This is a genomic window from Peribacillus glennii, assembly GCF_003429105.1.
In the GTDB taxonomy this organism is placed as follows: domain Bacteria; phylum Bacillota; class Bacilli; order Bacillales; family DSM-1321; genus Peribacillus; species Peribacillus glennii.
The window spans coordinates 56,508-75,636 of sequence record NZ_QVTD01000011.1; the positions used below are offsets into that span (position 1 = coordinate 56,508).

Genomic DNA, 19,129 nt, shown 5'->3' on the forward strand with positions numbered 1-19,129 from the left:
CGATAATCAGGTGTAGCGCCGTGCCATACATCTCGAATCAATGTTGGAAAACAAGGAAATCCTTTTTATCTATAATGGTAAAGGGATTCACCTGAAGTGTTTTTAATGGGGAAAGGCTGCCGGCTTGTTGCGGAAGCCTTTTTTATTTGTTTATGGACAGTAGAAATTATACTGAATTATGTTAGAAAATTTACTTGCAGTTTACAAATAAATGGTTATATAATAAATTATGGAAAATATTTTAGATGAAGGTGGAAAAATGGAAACCGAAAACCTTAGAGGGCTTTTTCAACTTCTGACCAGACGTTTTGGATTTTTGAGTAAGAATTGCTGCAGTGTCGGTGAAAAAGAAATATCACTTGTCCAGAGCCATATCCTGTTTGAAGTCAGCCGTCAGCATAACCCATCCATTCAGCAGGTTGCTGAGACGTTGGGGACTGATATCACTACCTTCTCCAGACAGATTCAATCCCTCATTAAGATGGGGTTAGTGAAAAAAACTCCAGATATAGGGGATCGAAGGATTTCCATCCTTTCTTTAACCAAAGAAGGGGAAGAAATGAACGAGACAATCGACAGGCAAATGAATGAATATCTGGAAGAGATCTTTTTGACCATGAATGAATTTGAAAAGGAGACCGTGGTCAGATCACTAAAATTTTTAAATGAGCGGATGGTGAAATCATCCGTATGCTGCACTACTCCTTTGGGGTAGTCTGCAACCGTCATAAACTTGCATTTTGCAAATAATAAGTGAGGGATCTTAATTTGTATATTTTTAACTTGTAAGGAGGTGGAAATAAATAAAACACTTCTTGTTACTACATCAACAAAGAAGAAATTAAGTCAAGAAGAGGATTTCTGCTGTACCGGCCAAATAGCAGAAAGAATTGAGAAATAAGGACAGGAAAGGAGATGAGTTTATGTTCAATGATTATGAAATCCAATTTATATTGAAGGATAAGATCCGTAAACATGAGCGTTACATTCAGGAGTTATCCTATATACAGAAAATGAAAAGAGAAGCACGACAAAAGAAAAAACACATGTTGAGAAATGCCGATCAGCAGCCATGCTGCCTTGCTTGTTGCTAATCAAACAAAATATAGGGAGGATGTTATCATGAAAGCACACGTAGGAATAAATGTAACAGATTTGGAGAAGTCCATCGAGTTTTACACAAAAGTGTTTGGTGCAAGCCCGGTTAAAGTAAAAACAGATTACGCTAAGTTCTTGTTGGAAGAACCAGGCCTAAATTTCACATTGAACGTTAAGGATGAGGTGTCAGGTAATCAGGTTGGACATTTCGGCTTCCAGGTGGACAGTTCGAAGGAAGTAAACAGACACAAGGAACGGTTGGAACAGCTTGGTTTCTTTGCCTATGAAGAAATGGATGTAACCTGTTGTTATGCCACTCAAGATAAATTTTGGGTTACCGATCCTAACGGCAACGAATGGGAATTCTTTTATACAAAAACTGATGCAGAAAGCAAGATGTCCGAAAAAGGTGCGTGCTGTGCCTCGACAACCTGAACCTATAAAATGTTGTCAACCGCTCAGAAAACAACGAAGACTGAAAAAACTGAAACTGTTGATTTAATATAATTAGCAGGTTTTAGAGGCTTACCTGATAAGAGATAAGTCTCTTTTTTCATTTAACATAATTTTTTTACTTGTGTATATAACAATATGCTTATACAATTTTGTTTGTTATGTATAAGTACATAATTATCTAAGAATATTCTTAGGAGGAGCCTTATGCAAACGACTCAATATATAGACATTGAAACAGCTGCCGGCCTATTGAAACTTCTTGGTGATAAAACGCGTCTATCAATGATGAAAATTATGTCGGAACATGAATGCTGCGTTTGCGAGTTGGTCGATTTATTTGAAATGAGCCAACCTGCGATTAGCCAGCATGTACGGAAGTTAAAAGACAGCGGACTCATAAAGGAGCGAAGGGGCGGACAATGGATTTATTACTCATTAAATCCCGATTCCCCGTTTCACCCTTTTGTTCTACACATCCTTAATGAGTTACCGAGTCAGCGCTTTAAAGTGGATGAATTAGAGGCACGGGGAAAACGAGTTTGTTGTGACTAACGAGGAGGAGAACATCAGTGGGTTCGGTTATTTTAGCCAGTATCATCTTTTTGCTGACACTGACACTCGTCATTTGGCAACCGAAGGGGTTGTCGATCGGCTGGTCAGCTTGCGGGGGTGCGTTACTTGCGTTGCTAGTTGGGGTTGTTGACTTCAATGATGTAATTGCCGTTACGGGTATTGTGTGGAACGCGACTTTGGCGTTCATCGCCATCATCATTATTTCTTTAATCTTAGACGAAATCGGTTTCTTTGAATGGGCTGCTTTGCACATGGCAAGAGCAGCAAGTGGAAACGGAATTAAAATGTTTGTTTATGTAAGCATGCTTGGCGCCCTTGTCGCCGCTCTGTTCGCGAATGATGGAGCGGCTCTCATTTTGACGCCCATTGTGTTGGCGATGGTTCGGAATTTAAAGTTGGAAGAGAAAATGGTCTTCCCATTTATCATTGCGAGCGGCTTCATTGCGGACACGACATCATTGCCTCTCGTGGTAAGTAATCTAGTGAACATCGTGTCTGCCGACTTTTTTGCCATCGGTTTTGTTGAATTCGCATCCAGGATGATCGTTCCAAACCTGTTTTCATTGGCGGCAAGCATCCTTGTATTGTATTTGTACTTCAGAAAGAGTATCCCAAGGCAATATGATATGGATCAGTTAAAGAAGCCGGTTGAGGCAATTAAGGATCTCAAGATGTTCCGTTTGTCCGGAATTGTATTAGCTGTATTATTGGCTGGGTACTTTATTAGCGAGTTCTTAAATATCCCAGTGTCCGTTATTGCGGGAGCAGTCGCAGTATTCTTCTTGTTGATGGCAAGAAGAAGCCATGCGGTCAATACCAAATCAGTCATAAAAGGAGCGCCATGGGCAATCGTGTTCTTCTCGATTGGCATGTATGTCGTTGTTTACGGACTAAGGAATGCTGGATTGACGAACGTATTGGCAGACCTAATTCAAGTTACGGCTGATCAAGGATTATTCGCTGCCACTATCGGGATGGGATTCATCGCAGCCATCCTTTCATCCATCATGAATAATTTGCCCACTGTCATGATCGATGCTCTTGCCATCGCTGATACCAATACCTCAGGGGTCATAAGGGAAGCGCTGATTTACGCTAATGTGATTGGTTCGGACTTGGGTCCAAAAATCACTCCAATTGGTTCACTTGCTACCTTGCTTTGGCTGCATGTTTTATCCCTAAAAGGTGTGAAAATCTCATGGGGCACTTACTTTAAAACAGGAATCGTCTTAACCATCCCAACGCTGTTCATCACGCTAGGCGGATTATATATATGGTTACTTATCGTTCGTTAAACTAACTAACTCTACTAACAAAGGAGAATGTAATCATGTCTAAAAAAACAATCTATTTCTTATGTACTGGAAACTCATGCCGCAGCCAAATGGCAGAAGGATGGGCAAAACAGCATTTAAATAGTGATGTGTGGGAGGTTAAAAGTGCTGGACTTGAGGCGCACGGGCTCAATCCATACGCCGTGAAAGCAATGAAAGAAGCGGGAATCGATATTTCTAACCAGACATCCGATGTCATTGATCCAGAGATTCTAAACAAAGCTGATTTACTGGTTACGCTTTGCGGTCATGCAGCTGACCACTGCCCTGTTACTCCACCGCACGTGAAGCGCGAGCACTGGGGATTTGATGACCCTGCAAAAGCGGAAGGAACAGAAGAAGAGAAGTGGGCTTTCTTCCAACGTGTCCGTGATGAAATAGGGATTCGCATCAAAACTTTTGCTGCAACTGGTAAATAAACGATAACAGAATAGGCATTGAGAATTGTCTTAGTTATTTATTTGACAATTGGAACAGAATGAATGATTGTGCAAAGATACCTCAGGAGGTATGGCTCAAGGCGCTACAAAAAATAATAGATAAATATATTCCAAATCAGAGATAAAAGAAGTAGGATAAGTAAGTAAAAATTCTTTTCTTGAAAGGTGGAAGGGCAATGATTATCACAGATCAGGCGCGTGATATATTAATACAAATGTTCCAGGAACAGAACGCCAAGAACATTCGTGTATTTTTTGCTGGCTATGGCTGAGGACAGCCCCAAGTAGGACTGGCTCTGGATGAGCCAGAAGCGGATGATAAAATTTTTACCATAAATGAAATACAGGTTGCGATCGACCCGATGATTGAAGCAAGTACACAAGACCTTACCCTTGACCTTAGCGGGGATAAGAAAGGGATAGTGTTGTTAGGAAATACGGGTCATTGCTGCTAAGTCAAAACGAAAAGGAGCCCTAAAAAAGGTGCTCTTTTTTCATAGGTACGATAACGTGCCGTGATAAGATGGAATTACTCGAATTTCTTTCAATTATGATATTACAGAATTATTTGGGAAATCTATAAATCTAAGTAATCAAAAGTTCATGGATTCAGGAAAAAAATCATGTCAAGTTTTTATGGAGAAAAGTGGGCATTTTTGAGCGTGAGCTTGATAAAATAGGTTCCCGGCTTTCTTCAGGCAGGAAGAGAAAAATCTTGACGGTTAAAAGTTACATAATTATACTAACTTACATATAGTAAGTAAGAATCAGGTTATACCTTCATCGAATAAAAAATACAATTGAATTGCAAAATAAAACAAAAAAGGTGAATAAAACAATGAACGATACAAAAATCCAAAAGGAAATAATATCTGTTTTAGAAGATAAAATTCAGCTTATCAAACGAGAAGCCGGCGCCATCTATTTAGTGGGGCCTATCCGGCTGCCGGTCAATCTTGATGGAGAGACGGTCACTTTTAAGTGGTATTGCTGGTTGAATTGTGATGAGGTAACAGAGGATTATGAGCGCATAATCGAAAAGCTTTCTTCAGAAAACCTGGCTGAATACCAACAATCCAGTGTGCTCGTTTACGGGGATTTTGAACATGGAGAGAATGCCTTGATCCGCATGCATTCGATATGCCATACAGGTGATATTTTCGGGAGCAAGCGATGCGATTGCGGTTTCCAGCTGAAGCAATCCATGAAAATGATTAAAGAATATGGAACAGGGGCATTGTTTTATTTGGCAAACCATGAGGGCAGGGGAATTGGTTTATTCAGCAAGGCGATGGCCTATGTCCTCCAGGAAAACGGATACGATACGGTGGATGCCAACGTCAATTTGGGGTTTGTTGACGACTCACGGAATTACAGTGATGCCATTCATGTGCTTAAAGCCTTGCGAACAAAACCTGTAACACTTATCACGAATAATCCCAAAAAACTGCAGGCGCTAGAGAACGCAGGAATGCTGGTATCAGGCAGGACACCTTTATGGGGTGACATTTCCGAGTTTAATGAAAAATATTTGCAGACAAAAATAAACCGCTCCGGCCACCTGGAACAGGAAGGGATGCCTTTACATGACTAACCATGAATTTTATATGGACCTGGCCATAAAGAATGCACAGGCAATGAAGGGGCAGACAGATCCTAATCCGTTGGTCGGATCGGTGATTGTAAATGATAACAGGGTTGTAGGCATCGGCGCGCACTTAAAGGCAGGGGAGCCGCATGCGGAGATTCATGCAATCAGGATGGCCGGGGAAAAGGCCAGGGGTGGAACCATTTATGTCACGCTAGAGCCATGTTCGCATCACGGCCGTACCGGTCCCTGCGCGGTGGCCATTGTGGAAGCGGGCATAAAAAGAGTGGTAATTGCTACCTTGGATCCGAATCCGCTTGTGTCCGGAAGAGGCGTCAAAATCCTGGAAGAGGCTGGCATTGAGGTGATTGTGGGCATCTTTGAGAAAGAATCCCGGAAAATGAATGAAGTGTTTAATAAATTCATTGTCAGCCAGTTGCCCTTTGTAACAGTAAAAGCCGGGATCACACTGGATGGAAAAATTGCCACGGCTTCATCAGACAGCAAATGGATTACGTCTGAAGAGGCGAGATATGATGTACACAAGGAAAGAAATGTAAATCAGGCGATCCTTGTCGGGGCAGGTACAGTTTTGAAGGACAATCCTAAGCTCACCGCCAGAATTCCCAATGGTCGCAATCCAATCCGCGTAATCCTGGATTCCACTTTAAAAATTCCCATGGAGTCAAAAGTGGTTACGGATAAGCTTGCGGATACGTGGATTTTTACGAGTCAAGCCTATCAGAAGGACAAAAAAGAAAAGTTAGAAGAATCAGGGATAAAAGTTTTTATAACAAAGGGTGGAGTGAAAGTGGATTCCCGGGAGGTATTGGAGATCCTTGGAAAACATTCCGTCTCATCTGTTTTGGTTGAAGGCGGCGGCACCGTCAACGCCTCTCTTATTGAACAAAGATTGGTGGATAAAGTGATCATCTATATAGCACCAAAATTAGCGGGCGGCGCGGCGGCTCCAACGTTCCTTGAAGGTGCGGGCATCGATAAAATGGCTGATGCTGTTGAACTTACGGATGTAACAGTGGAAAGCATAGGAAAAGACTTTAAGTTTATTGGTTACCCAAACTACAAATCAGATCAGTCTCAAGAGGGATAATATATGAAATTTGGTTTTGATATAGATGATACTTTAATTAATCTAAGGGAGCATGCCTTTAACATCTACAATAAGAACTTGAACCAAAATGTTGGCCTTGATGTATTCCATACACTAAAACGGGTCGAAATCCACGAGGCTTTCGGGTTATCGGATGAACAAGGGAAAGACATGTGGAACAGTTCCTTGGAAGAAATCTATTATACGTCTTGCCCCGCTTTTCCTGATGCCGTACAACTCTTGCAGGAATTAGACGAACAAGGCCATGAAATATACTATATAACCGCAAGGCCTAAGGAGCATGGCGAGCGAACAAAAAATTGGTTGATTGAAAACGGCTTTCCGGTCCAAGAAGGGAGATTCTTCTACGGAATGAAGGATGAAGAAAAAATAAACATCATTAGGGAGCTGGATTTGGATTTTTATTTTGACGATAAACCGGCGGTGCTGGAAACACTATCGAATGAACCTGTGCAATTGTTTGTAAAAGATCAATCGTACAATCAACACCTAGGCGTCCCCCGGTTTATAAATTGGTCTGAAATAGCTGAAACGCTAAAGAGCGGTAACAAAAAGATGTAGACATTGCCTCTTTTGGTAGCAATGTCTTTTTTGATATATAAACTTGAACTAAGGATTCGACTGTTCTGGATTGTCAAATATTTGTACAGTAAATCAGGCAAAACATTGTCTTGCACAGCCTGTGATATGTATACCAGAGGAAAACGTGTAATCAAGCTGGCAGCAGGCGACTTAATGTTCTTTGCACCTAACAAAGCTTCAAAACAGAAAAATGTTTCCATTTATATCGGCACCGGAAAAATGATTCATTCTTCTTCAAAAGGTCGTTTCCTTTGATATACAAGCAATTCTATTGAAACGAAAATATATTGGCGCCAAGCGTATATAATTGATTGGAATGGGACGGCCCCGGTTCGCTCTCTATTTTTTTGCGCACGTGAGGAAAAAGTGCGTACTAAAGGTCATAATGTTATTATGAAGAGGTTGAACAGAACACTCATTGGCAAAAGGAAGGGAGCAGCATGTTGAAGAAACTAGTTTTACTTCTAATGTTTATCTTATTAGTACCTAACATTACAAGCGCCCACACCGGCCTGTCTTCATCCAGTCCGAAAGAAGGCCAGGCAGTAACAGAAGATTTAAAAGAAATCACCCTTACATATGAAACAAAAATTGAAAAATTAAGTTCGATGAAACTAAAAAAGGCCGGAACTGAAATCCCATTGCGACAAACCAAGGTCCTGGATAACCAGATGATCGGAATCTTATCGGAACCGTTAAGCAATGGACCATATGTGATAGAGTGGAAAATCGTTGGAGCGGACGGGCATCCAATAACAGGTAAAGTATCCTTTAAAGTTCAGCTGGAAAACAATGAAGTAGATGACCAAGAAAAAACTGACAAACAATCTAAAAGCGAAGAAACGGAGGAAAGGCAGCCTGATGTCAAAGAGCATGAAAAAAGTGCACCTGTCAAAGAATCCAATAATTCTCGAAACACGCTTATTACCGTGATAACGTCGATTCTTGTGCTTGTTTTACTTGCAGGTTTATTGCTGCTTTTAAGAAAGAAGCGTTAAGACATGGGTTTTTTTAACCCTATCGCCGAATTTATCACTTATTTGTTGTTTTCGGTTCTTGTTGGCCATGCTGCGCTTCAATTTGTCCCGGCAAAGTATAAGCCGGAAGTATTTATCCCTGTACCATTTTTACTGCTTTCTGCTCTTGGTATCATATTTTTTACGTTCTTCCCGGTTCTCCAAGTCATCTTATACTTTCAAGAAAGTATCGGACTGGGTTCAGCAGCATTATCAGTCCTGACAGATTTTCAAGTGGGAAAAGCATGGATTTTCATCGGGTTTGCGGCTACATTTTTATACTTGACGATATACGCCCATGGATCAAAGTATTTACAGGCGCTTTGGTTAGTCCTGATGATCATGGCAATCGGATATGCGAGCCATGTCTCTAGTTTGTCATTTTGGTATGGCTTGATAAATCACAGTATTCACTTTGTAGTGGCGGCAAGCTGGGTAGGCATCCTACTTAATGTTGCATGGTTCTCAACGGATAACAATAATTGGGGGCGCTTTTTACGGTGGTTTACACCGTTTGCTGTGATTTGCCTGGTTATGATAATCGTTAGCGGCCTGCTTGTTATGTTTCTGATAGTCGAACCGAAAGCGTATATGAAGGCATGGGTGCTGCCTTACGGGCAAATGTTATTGCTAAAGCATATAAGCATCATTCCGGTGGTTGTGTTTGCAGTTATTAACGGCATTCTTTCTAAAAAAGGAAAGGATTTTTATGACCTGCGGCCCTGGATTAAGGCTGAAACGATAGTATTAATGATTGTCTTTTTCTTCACCGGGGTAATGGGAACTCTTTCGCCGCCCCATGAGGCAGACTTAACAGTAAGTACGGAGGGAGCCGCCAGATGGGTGGAATTGTTAATAAATAAGGAGATAGTATCTCCTTTCCAGGCTGGGCTTTCACCATCTAGCCTCTCAGTCTTGTTTCTATTCATTTCTATATTATTTCTGTTATGTATGATCATCAGCCATAGGCGGAAACTTCCGTTTTTAGGGGTGGTTTTTGCCTGCTGCTTAATCGTTGCTATATATATGGCGCTTATGCTGGCTTTTAACATTGTCGCTTAACGTTATTTACCAAAATCTCAATTGTGAAGAAATAGTCTGTTGATTCTATAGCAGGCTTTTTTTTATTTCTTTTCAATGTTTGGTAATAAGGTTAAATAAGCAGGGATCGGGGAACATAGAAGAAAAAGGGAGGAATTGTTATGAAGGACCAGGAAAAGCAGGTAAATGGGCAAGCGGACTATGCTGCGGGTGCTGCTCAAGCTTCGGATGATACTCTAAACGGAGGCGGCCAAGAAGGCAATCACAGCTTAATCTGCAACAACGAACTTTTCAATAAAGAATTATGGGCTATTGTGGATGACACTTCACGGGAGGATTAGAGAGAGCTTTCCTCATCCAGATCCCAAACTTGCAAATGAAACTGGGATTTCACAACTTTATCTTGATTTATCCTAACTCTTTAATTTCATGAAAAAACTGGATTTCATCAAATAATCAATTGATTCAGGATTTCAAAAAATGCATATCAGATTTTCCACAAGTATTTCATAGTTGAACTACAAAAACTGACGGGCATGGTACTGCCTGTCAGTTTTTGTTTAATGCATTTCGAGTTTCCATAGAAGAGGAACGTTTCTTGGCGCGGTGTAACAGCCACCCTGCTAAAATCAATAAAAGGCCTGAAATATCAAAAAGTACGTCGTATAAAAACTGGTTTGGCCCTGGTTTCACATGGTGGATCCCGAGTAAATGGTGATCAATAATGCCTTCAAGAAAGTTAAACATACCTGCTCCCAATAAAAAAGCTCCCCAAAACTTGCGGGTGTTGTGCCTGTTTTCTGCTGGATTACTTTGCCACAGCAAGATTCCGGCAAAGAAAATAATGATGGTTACAAATAAATGGAAAAAACCATCGCTCATAATCTGATGATGCCGGTCAGTCGGCATATAGACACTATGCCATTGTAATAATTGGTGAAGCACGATACCATCAAGCATTCCAATCATCCCTACACCGAATAGAAACGCACCCCAAAACAAACGGTTATTTTTCATTAGCAACATCCTAATATATTTTTTGAATTTTACAAACATTATTGCCGGAATGTCTTGTGTTTAAACCTATCTCCTTTTTAATGAATAAGGGTGGAACGAAGACCGGGCGGTAGATATATTTTTTCATCGGGATGCTACTTTTTGATTTCAGGTCAACAGCTAAATATATTGAAACAAATTAAATATTATTCCATACTATATTCGTAGCTTCTACTATCGTTTACGCAAGGGAGGGCTCTGCTTGAGTCACCATCATGGACATTCACACGGAGATGGTCATCACCATCACCATTCTTCCAATAAAAAGGCACTGCTTTCTGCGTTTATATTAATCTCTCTCTTCATGGTCATTGAAGTGGCAGGGGGAATTTTGACGAACAGCCTGGCGCTTATCTCTGATGCAGGCCATATGCTCAGTGACGCCGCCGCACTCGGGTTAAGTTATTTAGCGATAAGCCTTGGCGAGCGAAAGGCAACGAATGCCAAGACTTTTGGCTATAAGCGATTTGAGATTATCGCGGCATCGATCAACGGCATTACGCTGCTTGTGATTTCCATTTATATATTTTACGAAGCGGTACAAAGATTTATTGATCCGCCTGAAGTCCAGAGTTTGGGTATGCTGGCTATTTCCATCATTGGCCTTCTCGTTAACATTGCTGCGGCCTGGATTTTAATGCGGGGCGATAAGGATGAAAACCTGAATGTCAGAAGCGCGTTTTTGCATGTGATTGGGGATATGCTCGGCTCTGTTGGGGCAATTGTTGCAGCTCTGTTGATCTATTTCTTTGGCTGGGGAATAGCCGACCCGATCGCCAGTGTAATTGTGGCCGTATTGATTGTGGTAAGCGGCTGGAGGGTCACGAAGGATTCGTTCCATATTTTGATGGAGGGTGTGCCGGATCAAATTGACATGAAGGAAGTAAAGGCATCCCTGCTTGGCTTGCCGAAAGTGACCGGTGTCCATGATTTGCACATATGGACGATCACTTCAGGCTTCCCGACACTTAGCTGTCATGTTGTCATCGGTCCGAAGGCAGCCCATGACCAGGTTTTATCTGAAGCGCAATTATTGCTTCACGATAAATTTGGCATCGAGCACAGTACGATACAGGTGGAACGGGAAGAAGATGGTTGCCCAAATCCACATAATTCATGTAATTAACCAGGTAAAATCATGGGGAAATCCATGATTTTTTTATTTTCTATAAACATGCTGCCTATTATGGGCGTTCTTCCAATTTGTTATGGAAGATGGAGAATGGTTCACTTTAATATCCCCAATTGGCTAACAGCGGAAACTTGTGTTGGTGAAAAGGGAGTGGCGAGAAGAAAACCAGATAAAATCATTGGAATGGCAAACTTCTTTTTCAAATGAATACCTCCATATATAAAATAGATTTAGTATAGTAAAGCATCAAATCAATGTGAATAGACTATTGATTACATTAATAAATCACAAAATTTAAAGAAATGGCTTTCTATGAATGGTTAATCCTTTTTTTGGCACACCTTATCTAACATCTCCCTGACATATTCCTATGATATACTCTAATTTGACTACGACTTATTAATTAAACTGTTTATATTGCACGGTAGAGGAGGATGGCTATGAAAACAATCCTAATCGTCGAGGATGAAAAACCGATTTCGATGGTTTTGAAGGCATACTTGCAGCGGGAAAGTTTCCAGGTTATTCAAGTATTTGATGGTGCTGAGGCCTCGGCTGCCTTTAATGATAATAGTCCTGATCTTGTGCTGCTTGACGTGATGCTCCCAGGAAAAGATGGATGGGAAATATTGAAAGAAATCCGGCAAAAAGGGACATGCCCGGTCATTATGCTGACTGCACTTGGGGATATCGATTATAAATTAGCAGGGTTCAAGACCGGTGCAGATGATTATATTTCGAAGCCCTTTGTGGCCGAGGAAGTGGTTGCGCGTGTGCATGCTGTGTTAAGGCGCTCTCCGGGGATTCTTGCTGAGGACAATGTAAGGCGGTTTGGCAGCTTGACGGTAGATCTGGATTCTTACAGTATCCAGGTGAACGGAAACGAAGTCAGTTTGACGCCAAGGGATTTATCACTTTTTGTCTTTTTTGCCAAAAATCCCAACCAAATTTTCACAAGGGAACAGTTAATCGAGCAGGTATGGGGAATGGATTATGACGGCAGTGACCGTGCGGTGGACCTTGCCATTAAACGCATTCGCAAAGCGCTTGAAAACTGGCCTGCCACTGACGGGGAAATCAAAACTCTACGGGGATTGGGGTATCAGTTGTGTGTTAATGAGATCTAAAAAGCGAACGACACTACTAAGATATTGGACAACACGATATGTACTGACCCTTTTTGTCGGGCTAATATTCCTGGGGGTCTTCTCGATGTGGTGGATGCAGCAGACCGCCCTCGAATATCGTCTTAATTTATTGAAATATTTAGCGGATGAGACAGCTGACAGGGCCATCAAGGATAATGGGAATGTTGTCATCGGACCGATTTTATCCGGGATTATCAATGAGCGGGAAAAAATTCTGCATCTGAACAAGGAGCCAATCATTTATATTACGGATCCCGACGGCCAGATAATTTTTACGAACCCGCAAATTTATATAAAAGAAGGAGAGGACCAGATCCAGAAATCCATCCTTCAAAGTAAAAACAGCATCCAAAAGGTGAAATTGAATGATGGAAATAAAGTATTCGTTGTAAAGTCACCGATTGATTATTCAGAAAAACGGTACGGCTGGGTTTTCATTATTCAAGATGAAAGTTCGTTAAAAGAGGTTGATCAGGACCATGGAATTCTTGCGATCATGCTCATCGGGCTCGGGATTCTTGGGCTTGCGGTTATCTATGTATTATCACGGAGAATCTCCAGGCCTATTCAAAAGGTGGCCAAGGCTGCCGCCCAGATCAGGGAAGGGAATTATGACATCGACTTGCACGAAGATGCCCGGGAGGAAGAAATTTATGAACTAGTACAATCATTTAAGCAGATGACGAACCGGTTGACACAGCTGGAGAAGCTAAGGGCACAACTGTTCGCGGGTGTAACCCATGATTTAAAGACGCCTGTTACCTCCATCAGCGGGCTCGTACAAGCTGTTAAGGATGATGTGGTAACAGGGGAAGAAAGCAAGGAATTCCTGGATATATCGTTGAAGGAAATAAAAAGGCTCCAAAGAATGATTGAAGATCTTCTGGATTTCAATGCGATTTCATCGGGAGCCTTTACAATCAAGGTGAAGCAGGAAAATTTAAATGAACTAATTAAAGAAATCGCGTATCAATGGAAGGTAACCCAGGAGGATCAGAATTTTGAATTAAATGTGAAGGTACCTGAGAAGTTCCTTTTTGGAATGGTAGATTCATTGCGGCTTCAGGAAATACTCATCAATTTATTGAATAATGCGAAACAGGCTCTGGCCGAGGATAGAAGAATCGAAATCTCGCTATACAAAAGCGATAACAATCGTATTAATATTGATGTTAAAGATCACGGAAAAGGGATATCGCCTGAGGAAAAAGATTATATTTTTGAACCATTTTACCGGGGAGAGAAGAAAAAGCTGAAAGTCCGAGGGCTCGGGCTGGGGCTTCCTTTTAGCAGAATGCTGGCAAAAGCGCAAAGAGGCGATCTTGTTCTTAAGGAAAGCAGCGATGCAGGGACCACCTTTTCCCTATCTTTGGTCCACCAGCCTGAAGTGTAAGATCTATTACTATAAAATACAACAAAAGGTTGTCCCATTACATTGGGACAACCTTTTAAGTAAATTTAATTGATCAGGCTGATTGCTCTCCATAATTGAATATTACGGACCTTTCTAGGAAGGAAGCGGCCCATTTCCTCTTCGTTATAACCGGCATGTAAATTCTTATGGTCAAACACAATGGGGCGTCGCAGCAGGTCCGGATTTTCCTGGATGATTTTGCATAGCTCATTTAGAGGTGTGTTATTGATATCAAGTTTCAGGTTTTTAAATTTCTTGGAGCGTGTCGAAATGATTTCATCTGTTCCGCCTTCTGTTTTCCTAAGTATCTCCTTAATTTCGTCCACTGACAGAGGCTGTGCATATATATTTCTTTCGTTGTATGGAATATTGTTTTTTTGAAGCCATGCTTTTGCTTTTCTGCAAGCGAGGCTGCTGGGAGTTGTATAAATGGTAACCAATAGAATCGACTCCTTTAGATTTAAAATTCTATTATATTGGGGTCTTCAGTTTGTTATTTATATTTGTTATTTGTGATACTCTTACTTTATCTTTAAAATGTGTCAGCTAAATGTCAGGAAAGTATTTTTTTCTAGACATTTTCATTTTTCCAGGGTATGTCAATGTGTATAATCAGGTTGTACAAATTCCAGTGGAATGAAAAAAGGAAGTGCGTTAATGAAAAGGTTTCACATGCTATTATGTGCACTGCTGCTCTTTACTGTCATCAGCGGATGTAACGCTGCGAAACAGGATGGGGGGAAAAAAAATATCGAACTCACTGTTTCCGCAGCCGTCAGTTTAAAGGCTGCCCTGGAAGAAATCAGGGATGAGTTTGAAAAAGAAAATAAACACATCAATATTCACTTTAATTTCGGGGCTTCGGGGACTTTGCAGCAGCAAATCATCCAGGGGGCGCCGGTGGATTTGTTTTTTTCAGCCACGGAAGACAAATTCGACTTGTTGGTGAAGGATGACATAATAGAAACTAGGCGCAATTTATTAGGGAATGAGATTGTCCTGATTGTCCCAAAGCAATCGAATCTAGACATACATTCCTTTGATGGGCTCGGCAACGCTTCAAAAATTGCAATTGGTACGCCAGAAGTTGTACCTGCGGGGGAATATGCCCATGAAGCATTAAAATCAATGGGGCTTTGGAACAAGGTAGAGCCGAAAATAATTTTTGCGAAGGATGTAAGGCAGGCTTTGACCTACGTCGAATCAGGAAATGTTGATGCCGGCATCGTTTACCGGACTGATGCAAAACATTCCAAAAACACTGAAATTGCTTCAGAGGCCCCGCACGGCAGCCACTCGGCAATCATCTATCCGATGGGTATACTAAAAAATACTAAGCACCCGAAGGATAGCGAACGGTTCTATGATTATTTGCAAGGAGAAAAAGCAATGGATATCTTTAAAAAATTCGGATTCAAAGGCTTGGATTAAGGAATGGCAGAAGATTTTTGGCCGCCGGTGAGTTTATCGGTCAGGGTGGCAATCCTTTCCGGAATCATCGTTTTCATTTTTGGTACGCTCGCAGCACGGCTGCTGGCACGGAAGAAATTTAGGGGGAGATTAATTCTTGAGACGCTGTTTATCTTGCCGCTCGTCCTGCCCCCATCAGTCGTAGGTTTTTTGTTGATCGTGATTTTTGGAAAAAACAGTCCGGTGGGCCGCGGTATTGAATGGGTGTTCCAGCAGCCTGTCATGTTTACGTGGTGGGCGGCTGTCATTGCGTCGGTCGTGGTCGCTTTTCCTTTAATGTATCAATCTGCAAAAACCGGTTTTGAAGAGATTGACAGCGATATTGAGAACGCGGCGAGAGTAGATGGAGCGGATGAATGGAAGGTTTTTACAGGAGTAACTATTCCTTTGGCAGTAAAATCGATCGTTGCCGGGGCGATCCTTAGCTTTGCGAGAGCACTTGGGGAATTCGGGGCCACCTTGATGTTTGCGGGCAATATACCCGGCAAAACGCAAACGATACCTACAGCGATTTATGTTGCCATGGATTCAGGAAACATGGAAATGGCCTGGATGTGGGTCGGAACGATGATTGTCATCTCCTTTGCCATGCTGATGCTGGTGCATTTTATAAGAGATTAAATTCGGCAGCTGTACTTTATATTCCTTTCCAAAAAATTGTACAAAGAAAAGAGGGCTTTTTGTGCTGACTTTTGAAGAAAAACTAAAAATTATTGAATCATTCCCGGAACTTGAACGAAAAGACGTTTCTCTTGGAAGGGTGAATTTTCATTTTGAAGGGAGCGTTCACGAAAAAAAGCTTGTAGTCCAGCATTTGCATCCCAATGGGAATGGGTTTGTTTACGCAGGCCATTTGCCTAAAAAGGAAAGAGACAACAAGTGGTTCGTTAATATCAGGGAATACTCTGAAAGCGAACTTCGACGAATAGTGAAGGATAGCATTTCCTATCTGTCTGTCCCCTCCGTGTCGGAAGCAGGCGGGGAAGCAACTGCTTACCAAGAACTAGAGGGCAAATGGGTCGGACCGGGTAAACAGGAGCTTACCGTAGCCAATGAGGATTTGCTTTGGAACGTATATTCCGGAATAAACCTTGAGGAGTGCTTTGAATCACCAGTAGAAGCGAAGCGCTATTTGAAAGAGGAAGGGTTCCGGAAAAAATAATGTAGAATAGTGGTAAAACTTGTCGGTAAATTTTTTAGGGGTTTTATTGTTTTTTTTAAATAAATCATGTTATACTAAAGACAATTATTTTTGTGCGGAATAAGTTTGAAAGAGCGATCCACCTAAGGTTTCCTCTTGAGACATTATCCTAAATCAAGAATAGTAATAAAAAGGATTTTTTTCCAAACAGGAGGAACTATACATGGTTCAAGGTAAAGTTAAATGGTTTAACGCTGAAAAAGGTTTCGGTTTCATCGAAGTAGAAGGTCAAGACGACGTATTCGTACACTTCTCTGCTATTCAAGGCGACGGATTCAAAACTCTTGAAGAAGGTCAAGAAGTTACTTTCGAAATCGAGCAAGGCGCTCGCGGACCACAAGCTGCTAACGTTCAAAAGTAATTTGAACGGTTAAAAAGACTCCTCTCGGGGTCTTTTTTTATTGCGTTCATTTCCTTCTCATTTACATAATGCGTATTGCAGCAATTAAGCGGGGGTGTTTTCATCAATATTATTTTAATGATGCTGGGTGGATTTATTGGAAGTATATGCCGTTTCTATGCCGGAGAATGGGCGAGGGGGCATCTGGATGCGCGTGTTCCATTTGGTACGCTGCTTATTAACCTGCTTGGCTGCTTTTTTCTCGGATGGCTATTAACATATGCATCCAGGAAAGTACAAATTAATGAACGGGTCGTTTTATTTTTGGGAACCGGCTTTACCGGCTCTTTTACAACGTTTTCCGCTTTTTCAGTGGAAACAGTCATCCTTTTAGACGATGGACATTTTTTATGGGCTGCTATCTATGTGCTATTGAGTATCCTGCTTGGACTATGTTTTGCGATTGCGGGTAAAGCACTGGCTGACTCCATTTTTATAAGGGGAGGTGAGTCTGAATGATTTGGTTAATTGGGGCAGGGGGAGCGATTGGCGCAGCTGCCAGATATTTTTTAGGTGCCTTCATTAACTCCAGGGGGAAAAGGGATTTTCCTATAGGTACATGGCTCGTCAATATCACTGGATCACTTTTGCTGGGGGTGCTCACTGGGCTGTATGTTTTCCATTATTTGCCGCAATGGATATGGTTTTTGCTTGGTATCGGGTTCTGTGGTGCCTATACCACTTTTTCCACTTTTAGCACAGAAAATATGGCATTAATTGAAAAGAGTAAGTACAGGCTTGCAATGAGTTATTTAATATCCTCCGTACTTATAGGGATTTTGGCTGCGGGGGCAGGTTATTTCCTGGTTGTGAAACTGATCGGCTAGAAGCCAAAAATGGATAGTAAAAGAAAAGCTATCCTTTTTTGGCTGATAATAAAGTATAAAAATTTCTTATAATGCAGAACACAAAAGCGCCTGTGTCCTCATCCTTTGGTCCTGCCTGCACCTCTGCGTTTGACTTTATCGGCTCGCCAATCGGCGACTTTTCTAAATTTGCTGTTTACAAATCATCAAAGCCGTTATCGACATGGTTCACCTTTGTATATTGCCGAGATTTCTGTTCGAAGAAATCTGACTTCCCCAGGTCAACATCTTCATAGGCGATAATCCAGCGCATCGGATTTTCGCGGTACCCTTCAAAAGGTCGGCCGAAGCCCAGTTGATTACAGCGGACATTCGCATAAAATTTTATATAGGCTTCAAGTTCACCCATCGTGATACCATCAATCTTGTTTCCGATAATGTAGCGGCCCCATTCAATTTCTAAATCAGCAGCCTTCCTGAAAGTTTCCCGAACGAATTGTTCCAGCTGCAAGGTGTGATATTCGGGATACTGAGTGAGCACCTCTTTAAAGATTTTAACAAAAAGGTCGACATGGATTTGCTCATCCCTGTTAATATAGTTAATCATGGTCGAAGAGGCAACCATTTTTTGGTTTCGTGCCAAGTTGTAGAAGAAAGCGAACCCTGAGTAAAAGAACAGGCCTTCCAGAATCACATCAAAACAAATCGATTTCAGAAAGTTTTCTACGCTAGGATTTTCGGCAAAATCTTTGTAACCGTTCGTCACAAACTCATTTCTTGCTATAAGCGCAGGTTCGTTACGCCAGAATTCAAATACCTCCTCTTGTTCTTGCTTTGGCACGAGACTGGATAATACATAAGAATAGGAATGATTATGGATGACTTCCTGTTGCGCCAGCATGATCATTAGTGCGTTCAGGCTGGAATCTGTCAAATAATCGGCAGCCTTGCCGGCAAAATCGGTCTGGATGCTGTCGAGCAGTGCAAGCAGGCCAATGATTTTCAGGAATGCATCCCTTTCGGTTTCAGATAGCATCGGGAACTGTTTTATATCCTGGGACATGTTGATTTCAAAGGGAGTCCAAAAATTAGCAAGCATTTTTTTGTATTTAGGATAGGCCCATGAAAATGCGACATCGTCCCAATTCAGAATATTGGAACAGCTTCCGTTAATGATTGCTGTAGAACGGTTTGGGGCAGCGGTATCCATCATTTTTCTTTTTTTTAGATTTGCAGACAAAA

General features: G+C 41.5%; 25 protein-coding genes. 22 read left to right on the forward strand and 3 right to left on the reverse strand.

The window, feature by feature from the left end; all coding sequences use genetic code 11:
- The first annotated feature begins 259 nt into the window (after positions 1 to 259).
- The 13 genes from D0466_RS15650 (at position 260) to D0466_RS15705 (ending at position 9,601) form a co-directional block, all read left to right on the forward strand.
- Positions 260 to 715 (forward strand): MarR family winged helix-turn-helix transcriptional regulator, encoded by a 456-nt coding sequence (locus tag D0466_RS15650; protein ID WP_117323634.1) that lies wholly within the window; start codon positions 260 to 262, stop codon positions 713 to 715.
- Positions 716 to 923: 208 nt separating this feature from the next.
- Entirely contained in the window at positions 924 to 1,094 is a 171-nt protein-coding gene (locus tag D0466_RS22595; protein ID WP_199484579.1) for a hypothetical protein, read from the forward strand.
- 25 nt (positions 1,095 to 1,119) lie between these two features.
- A complete protein-coding gene (locus tag D0466_RS15655) occupies positions 1,120 to 1,533 on the forward strand; it encodes an ArsI/CadI family heavy metal resistance metalloenzyme (RefSeq protein WP_117323635.1) in 414 nt (137 codons plus the stop codon).
- Positions 1,534 to 1,758: 225 nt separating this feature from the next.
- Complete coding sequence (locus D0466_RS15660; RefSeq protein ID WP_117323483.1) at positions 1,759 to 2,106, forward strand: ArsR/SmtB family transcription factor; 348 nt, start codon at positions 1,759 to 1,761, stop codon at positions 2,104 to 2,106.
- A gap of 17 nt (positions 2,107 to 2,123) precedes the next feature.
- On the forward strand, positions 2,124 to 3,422 hold the full coding sequence (locus D0466_RS15665) for an arsenic transporter (protein WP_117323484.1): 1,299 nt from the start codon (positions 2,124 to 2,126) through the stop codon (positions 3,420 to 3,422).
- 35 nt (positions 3,423 to 3,457) lie between these two features.
- Positions 3,458 to 3,880 (forward strand): arsenate reductase (thioredoxin), encoded by a 423-nt coding sequence (gene arsC, locus D0466_RS15670; RefSeq protein ID WP_117323485.1) that lies wholly within the window; start codon positions 3,458 to 3,460, stop codon positions 3,878 to 3,880.
- A gap of 859 nt (positions 3,881 to 4,739) precedes the next feature.
- Positions 4,740 to 5,495: a GTP cyclohydrolase II gene (locus D0466_RS15675; RefSeq protein ID WP_117323486.1), complete on the forward strand. Its 756-nt coding sequence runs from the start codon at positions 4,740 to 4,742 to the stop codon at positions 5,493 to 5,495.
- Complete coding sequence (gene ribD / locus D0466_RS15680; RefSeq protein WP_117323487.1) at positions 5,488 to 6,600, forward strand: bifunctional diaminohydroxyphosphoribosylaminopyrimidine deaminase/5-amino-6-(5-phosphoribosylamino)uracil reductase RibD; 1,113 nt, start codon at positions 5,488 to 5,490, stop codon at positions 6,598 to 6,600. Before D0466_RS15675 ends, ribD begins: the two co-directional genes overlap by 8 nt.
- 3 nt (positions 6,601 to 6,603) lie before the next feature.
- Positions 6,604 to 7,182 carry a 5' nucleotidase, NT5C type gene (locus tag D0466_RS15685; protein ID WP_117323488.1) on the forward strand — a complete coding sequence of 193 codons (579 nt, stop codon included), beginning with the start codon at positions 6,604 to 6,606 and terminating at the stop codon, positions 7,180 to 7,182.
- Between the two features lie 21 nt (positions 7,183 to 7,203).
- Positions 7,204 to 7,458, forward strand: coding sequence for an NlpC/P60 family protein (locus D0466_RS23370; protein ID WP_142919938.1), 255 nt, complete (start codon positions 7,204 to 7,206; stop codon positions 7,456 to 7,458).
- Positions 7,459 to 7,643: 185 nt separating this feature from the next.
- Positions 7,644 to 8,201 (forward strand): copper resistance CopC family protein, encoded by a 558-nt coding sequence (locus D0466_RS15695; protein ID WP_117323490.1) that lies wholly within the window; start codon positions 7,644 to 7,646, stop codon positions 8,199 to 8,201.
- Between the two features lie 3 nt (positions 8,202 to 8,204).
- Positions 8,205 to 9,281, forward strand: coding sequence for a copper resistance D family protein (locus D0466_RS15700; protein ID WP_117323491.1), 1,077 nt, complete (start codon positions 8,205 to 8,207; stop codon positions 9,279 to 9,281).
- A gap of 140 nt (positions 9,282 to 9,421) precedes the next feature.
- Entirely contained in the window at positions 9,422 to 9,601 is a 180-nt protein-coding gene (locus D0466_RS15705; protein ID WP_117323492.1) for a hypothetical protein, read from the forward strand.
- Positions 9,602 to 9,809: 208 nt separating this feature from the next.
- Here D0466_RS15705 and D0466_RS15710 read toward each other — a convergent pair whose 3' ends face one another.
- A complete protein-coding gene (locus D0466_RS15710) occupies positions 9,810 to 10,277 on the reverse strand; it encodes a DUF2243 domain-containing protein (RefSeq protein ID WP_117323636.1) in 468 nt (155 codons plus the stop codon).
- Positions 10,278 to 10,518: 241 nt separating this feature from the next.
- Here D0466_RS15710 and D0466_RS15715 point away from each other — a divergent pair, with 241 nt between their 5' ends.
- From D0466_RS15715 to D0466_RS15730, 3 genes are all read left to right on the forward strand, one after another.
- Positions 10,519 to 11,442, forward strand: coding sequence for a cation diffusion facilitator family transporter (locus tag D0466_RS15715; RefSeq protein WP_117323493.1), 924 nt, complete (start codon positions 10,519 to 10,521; stop codon positions 11,440 to 11,442).
- A gap of 446 nt (positions 11,443 to 11,888) precedes the next feature.
- Positions 11,889 to 12,575 (forward strand): response regulator transcription factor, encoded by a 687-nt coding sequence (locus D0466_RS15725; protein ID WP_117323495.1) that lies wholly within the window; start codon positions 11,889 to 11,891, stop codon positions 12,573 to 12,575.
- Between the two features lie 85 nt (positions 12,576 to 12,660).
- Positions 12,661 to 13,989 carry a HAMP domain-containing sensor histidine kinase gene (locus D0466_RS15730; RefSeq protein WP_233522672.1) on the forward strand — a complete coding sequence of 443 codons (1,329 nt, stop codon included), beginning with the start codon at positions 12,661 to 12,663 and terminating at the stop codon, positions 13,987 to 13,989.
- 65 nt (positions 13,990 to 14,054) lie between these two features.
- Here D0466_RS15730 and spx read toward each other — a convergent pair whose 3' ends face one another.
- Entirely contained in the window at positions 14,055 to 14,450 is a 396-nt protein-coding gene (gene spx, locus D0466_RS15735; RefSeq protein ID WP_117323497.1) for a transcriptional regulator Spx, read from the reverse strand.
- Positions 14,451 to 14,667: 217 nt separating this feature from the next.
- Here spx and modA point away from each other — a divergent pair, with 217 nt between their 5' ends.
- The 6 genes from modA to crcB (D0466_RS15765) all read left to right on the forward strand — a co-directional run bounded on the left by modA (position 14,668) and on the right by crcB (D0466_RS15765) (position 17,908).
- The gene (gene modA, locus D0466_RS15740; RefSeq protein WP_117323498.1) at positions 14,668 to 15,441 is read left to right on the forward strand and encodes a molybdate ABC transporter substrate-binding protein; all 774 of its coding nucleotides are present in this window, start codon (positions 14,668 to 14,670) and stop codon (positions 15,439 to 15,441) included.
- Between the two features lie 3 nt (positions 15,442 to 15,444).
- Positions 15,445 to 16,101, forward strand: a complete 657-nt coding sequence (gene modB, locus D0466_RS15745; RefSeq protein ID WP_117323499.1) for a molybdate ABC transporter permease subunit — start codon at positions 15,445 to 15,447, stop codon at positions 16,099 to 16,101.
- Between the two features lie 61 nt (positions 16,102 to 16,162).
- Entirely contained in the window at positions 16,163 to 16,642 is a 480-nt protein-coding gene (locus D0466_RS15750; protein WP_117323500.1) for a hypothetical protein, read from the forward strand.
- Positions 16,643 to 16,844: 202 nt separating this feature from the next.
- Entirely contained in the window at positions 16,845 to 17,042 is a 198-nt protein-coding gene (locus tag D0466_RS15755) for a cold-shock protein (RefSeq protein ID WP_101633732.1), read from the forward strand.
- Positions 17,043 to 17,159: 117 nt separating this feature from the next.
- A complete protein-coding gene (gene crcB, locus D0466_RS15760; protein ID WP_233522673.1) occupies positions 17,160 to 17,540 on the forward strand; it encodes a fluoride efflux transporter CrcB in 381 nt (126 codons plus the stop codon).
- A complete protein-coding gene (crcB, locus tag D0466_RS15765; RefSeq protein WP_117323501.1) occupies positions 17,537 to 17,908 on the forward strand; it encodes a fluoride efflux transporter CrcB in 372 nt (123 codons plus the stop codon). The genes crcB (D0466_RS15760) and crcB (D0466_RS15765) overlap by 4 nt, the downstream gene beginning before the upstream one ends.
- Positions 17,909 to 18,083: 175 nt before the next feature.
- Here the strand turns inward: crcB (D0466_RS15765) and D0466_RS15770 are convergent, their stop codons facing one another.
- Complete coding sequence (locus D0466_RS15770) at positions 18,084 to 19,127, reverse strand: ribonucleotide-diphosphate reductase subunit beta (protein WP_117323502.1); 1,044 nt, start codon at positions 19,125 to 19,127, stop codon at positions 18,084 to 18,086.
- Positions 19,128 to 19,129: the final 2 nt, after the last annotated feature.

Bases quoted from the DNA above. Each gene is read 5' to 3' on its own strand.
- D0466_RS15660 (WP_117323483.1), top strand. From the start codon at position 1,759: ATGCAAACGACTCAATATATAGACATTGAAACAGCTGCCGGCCTATTG.
- D0466_RS15695 (WP_117323490.1), top strand. From the start codon at position 7,644: ATGTTGAAGAAACTAGTTTTACTTCTAATGTTTATCTTATTAGTACCT.
- D0466_RS23370 (WP_142919938.1), top strand. From the start codon at position 7,204: ATGTCTTTTTTGATATATAAACTTGAACTAAGGATTCGACTGTTCTGG.
- D0466_RS22595 (WP_199484579.1), top strand. From the start codon at position 924: ATGTTCAATGATTATGAAATCCAATTTATATTGAAGGATAAGATCCGT.
- modB (WP_117323499.1), top strand. From the start codon at position 15,445: ATGGCAGAAGATTTTTGGCCGCCGGTGAGTTTATCGGTCAGGGTGGCA.
- D0466_RS15755 (WP_101633732.1), top strand. From the start codon at position 16,845: ATGGTTCAAGGTAAAGTTAAATGGTTTAACGCTGAAAAAGGTTTCGGT.
- modA (WP_117323498.1), top strand. From the start codon at position 14,668: ATGAAAAGGTTTCACATGCTATTATGTGCACTGCTGCTCTTTACTGTC.
- D0466_RS15710 (WP_117323636.1), bottom strand. From the start codon at position 10,277: ATGAAAAATAACCGTTTGTTTTGGGGTGCGTTTCTATTCGGTGTAGGG.
- D0466_RS15705 (WP_117323492.1), top strand. From the start codon at position 9,422: ATGAAGGACCAGGAAAAGCAGGTAAATGGGCAAGCGGACTATGCTGCG.
- crcB (WP_117323501.1), top strand. From the start codon at position 17,537: ATGATTTGGTTAATTGGGGCAGGGGGAGCGATTGGCGCAGCTGCCAGA.
- D0466_RS15730 (WP_233522672.1), top strand. From the start codon at position 12,661: ATGTGGTGGATGCAGCAGACCGCCCTCGAATATCGTCTTAATTTATTG.
- crcB (WP_233522673.1), top strand. From the start codon at position 17,160: ATGATGCTGGGTGGATTTATTGGAAGTATATGCCGTTTCTATGCCGGA.
- D0466_RS15685 (WP_117323488.1), top strand. From the start codon at position 6,604: ATGAAATTTGGTTTTGATATAGATGATACTTTAATTAATCTAAGGGAG.
- arsC (WP_117323485.1), top strand. From the start codon at position 3,458: ATGTCTAAAAAAACAATCTATTTCTTATGTACTGGAAACTCATGCCGC.
- ribD (WP_117323487.1), top strand. From the start codon at position 5,488: ATGACTAACCATGAATTTTATATGGACCTGGCCATAAAGAATGCACAG.
- D0466_RS15675 (WP_117323486.1), top strand. From the start codon at position 4,740: ATGAACGATACAAAAATCCAAAAGGAAATAATATCTGTTTTAGAAGAT.
- D0466_RS15650 (WP_117323634.1), top strand. From the start codon at position 260: ATGGAAACCGAAAACCTTAGAGGGCTTTTTCAACTTCTGACCAGACGT.
- D0466_RS15700 (WP_117323491.1), top strand. From the start codon at position 8,205: ATGGGTTTTTTTAACCCTATCGCCGAATTTATCACTTATTTGTTGTTT.
- D0466_RS15725 (WP_117323495.1), top strand. From the start codon at position 11,889: ATGAAAACAATCCTAATCGTCGAGGATGAAAAACCGATTTCGATGGTT.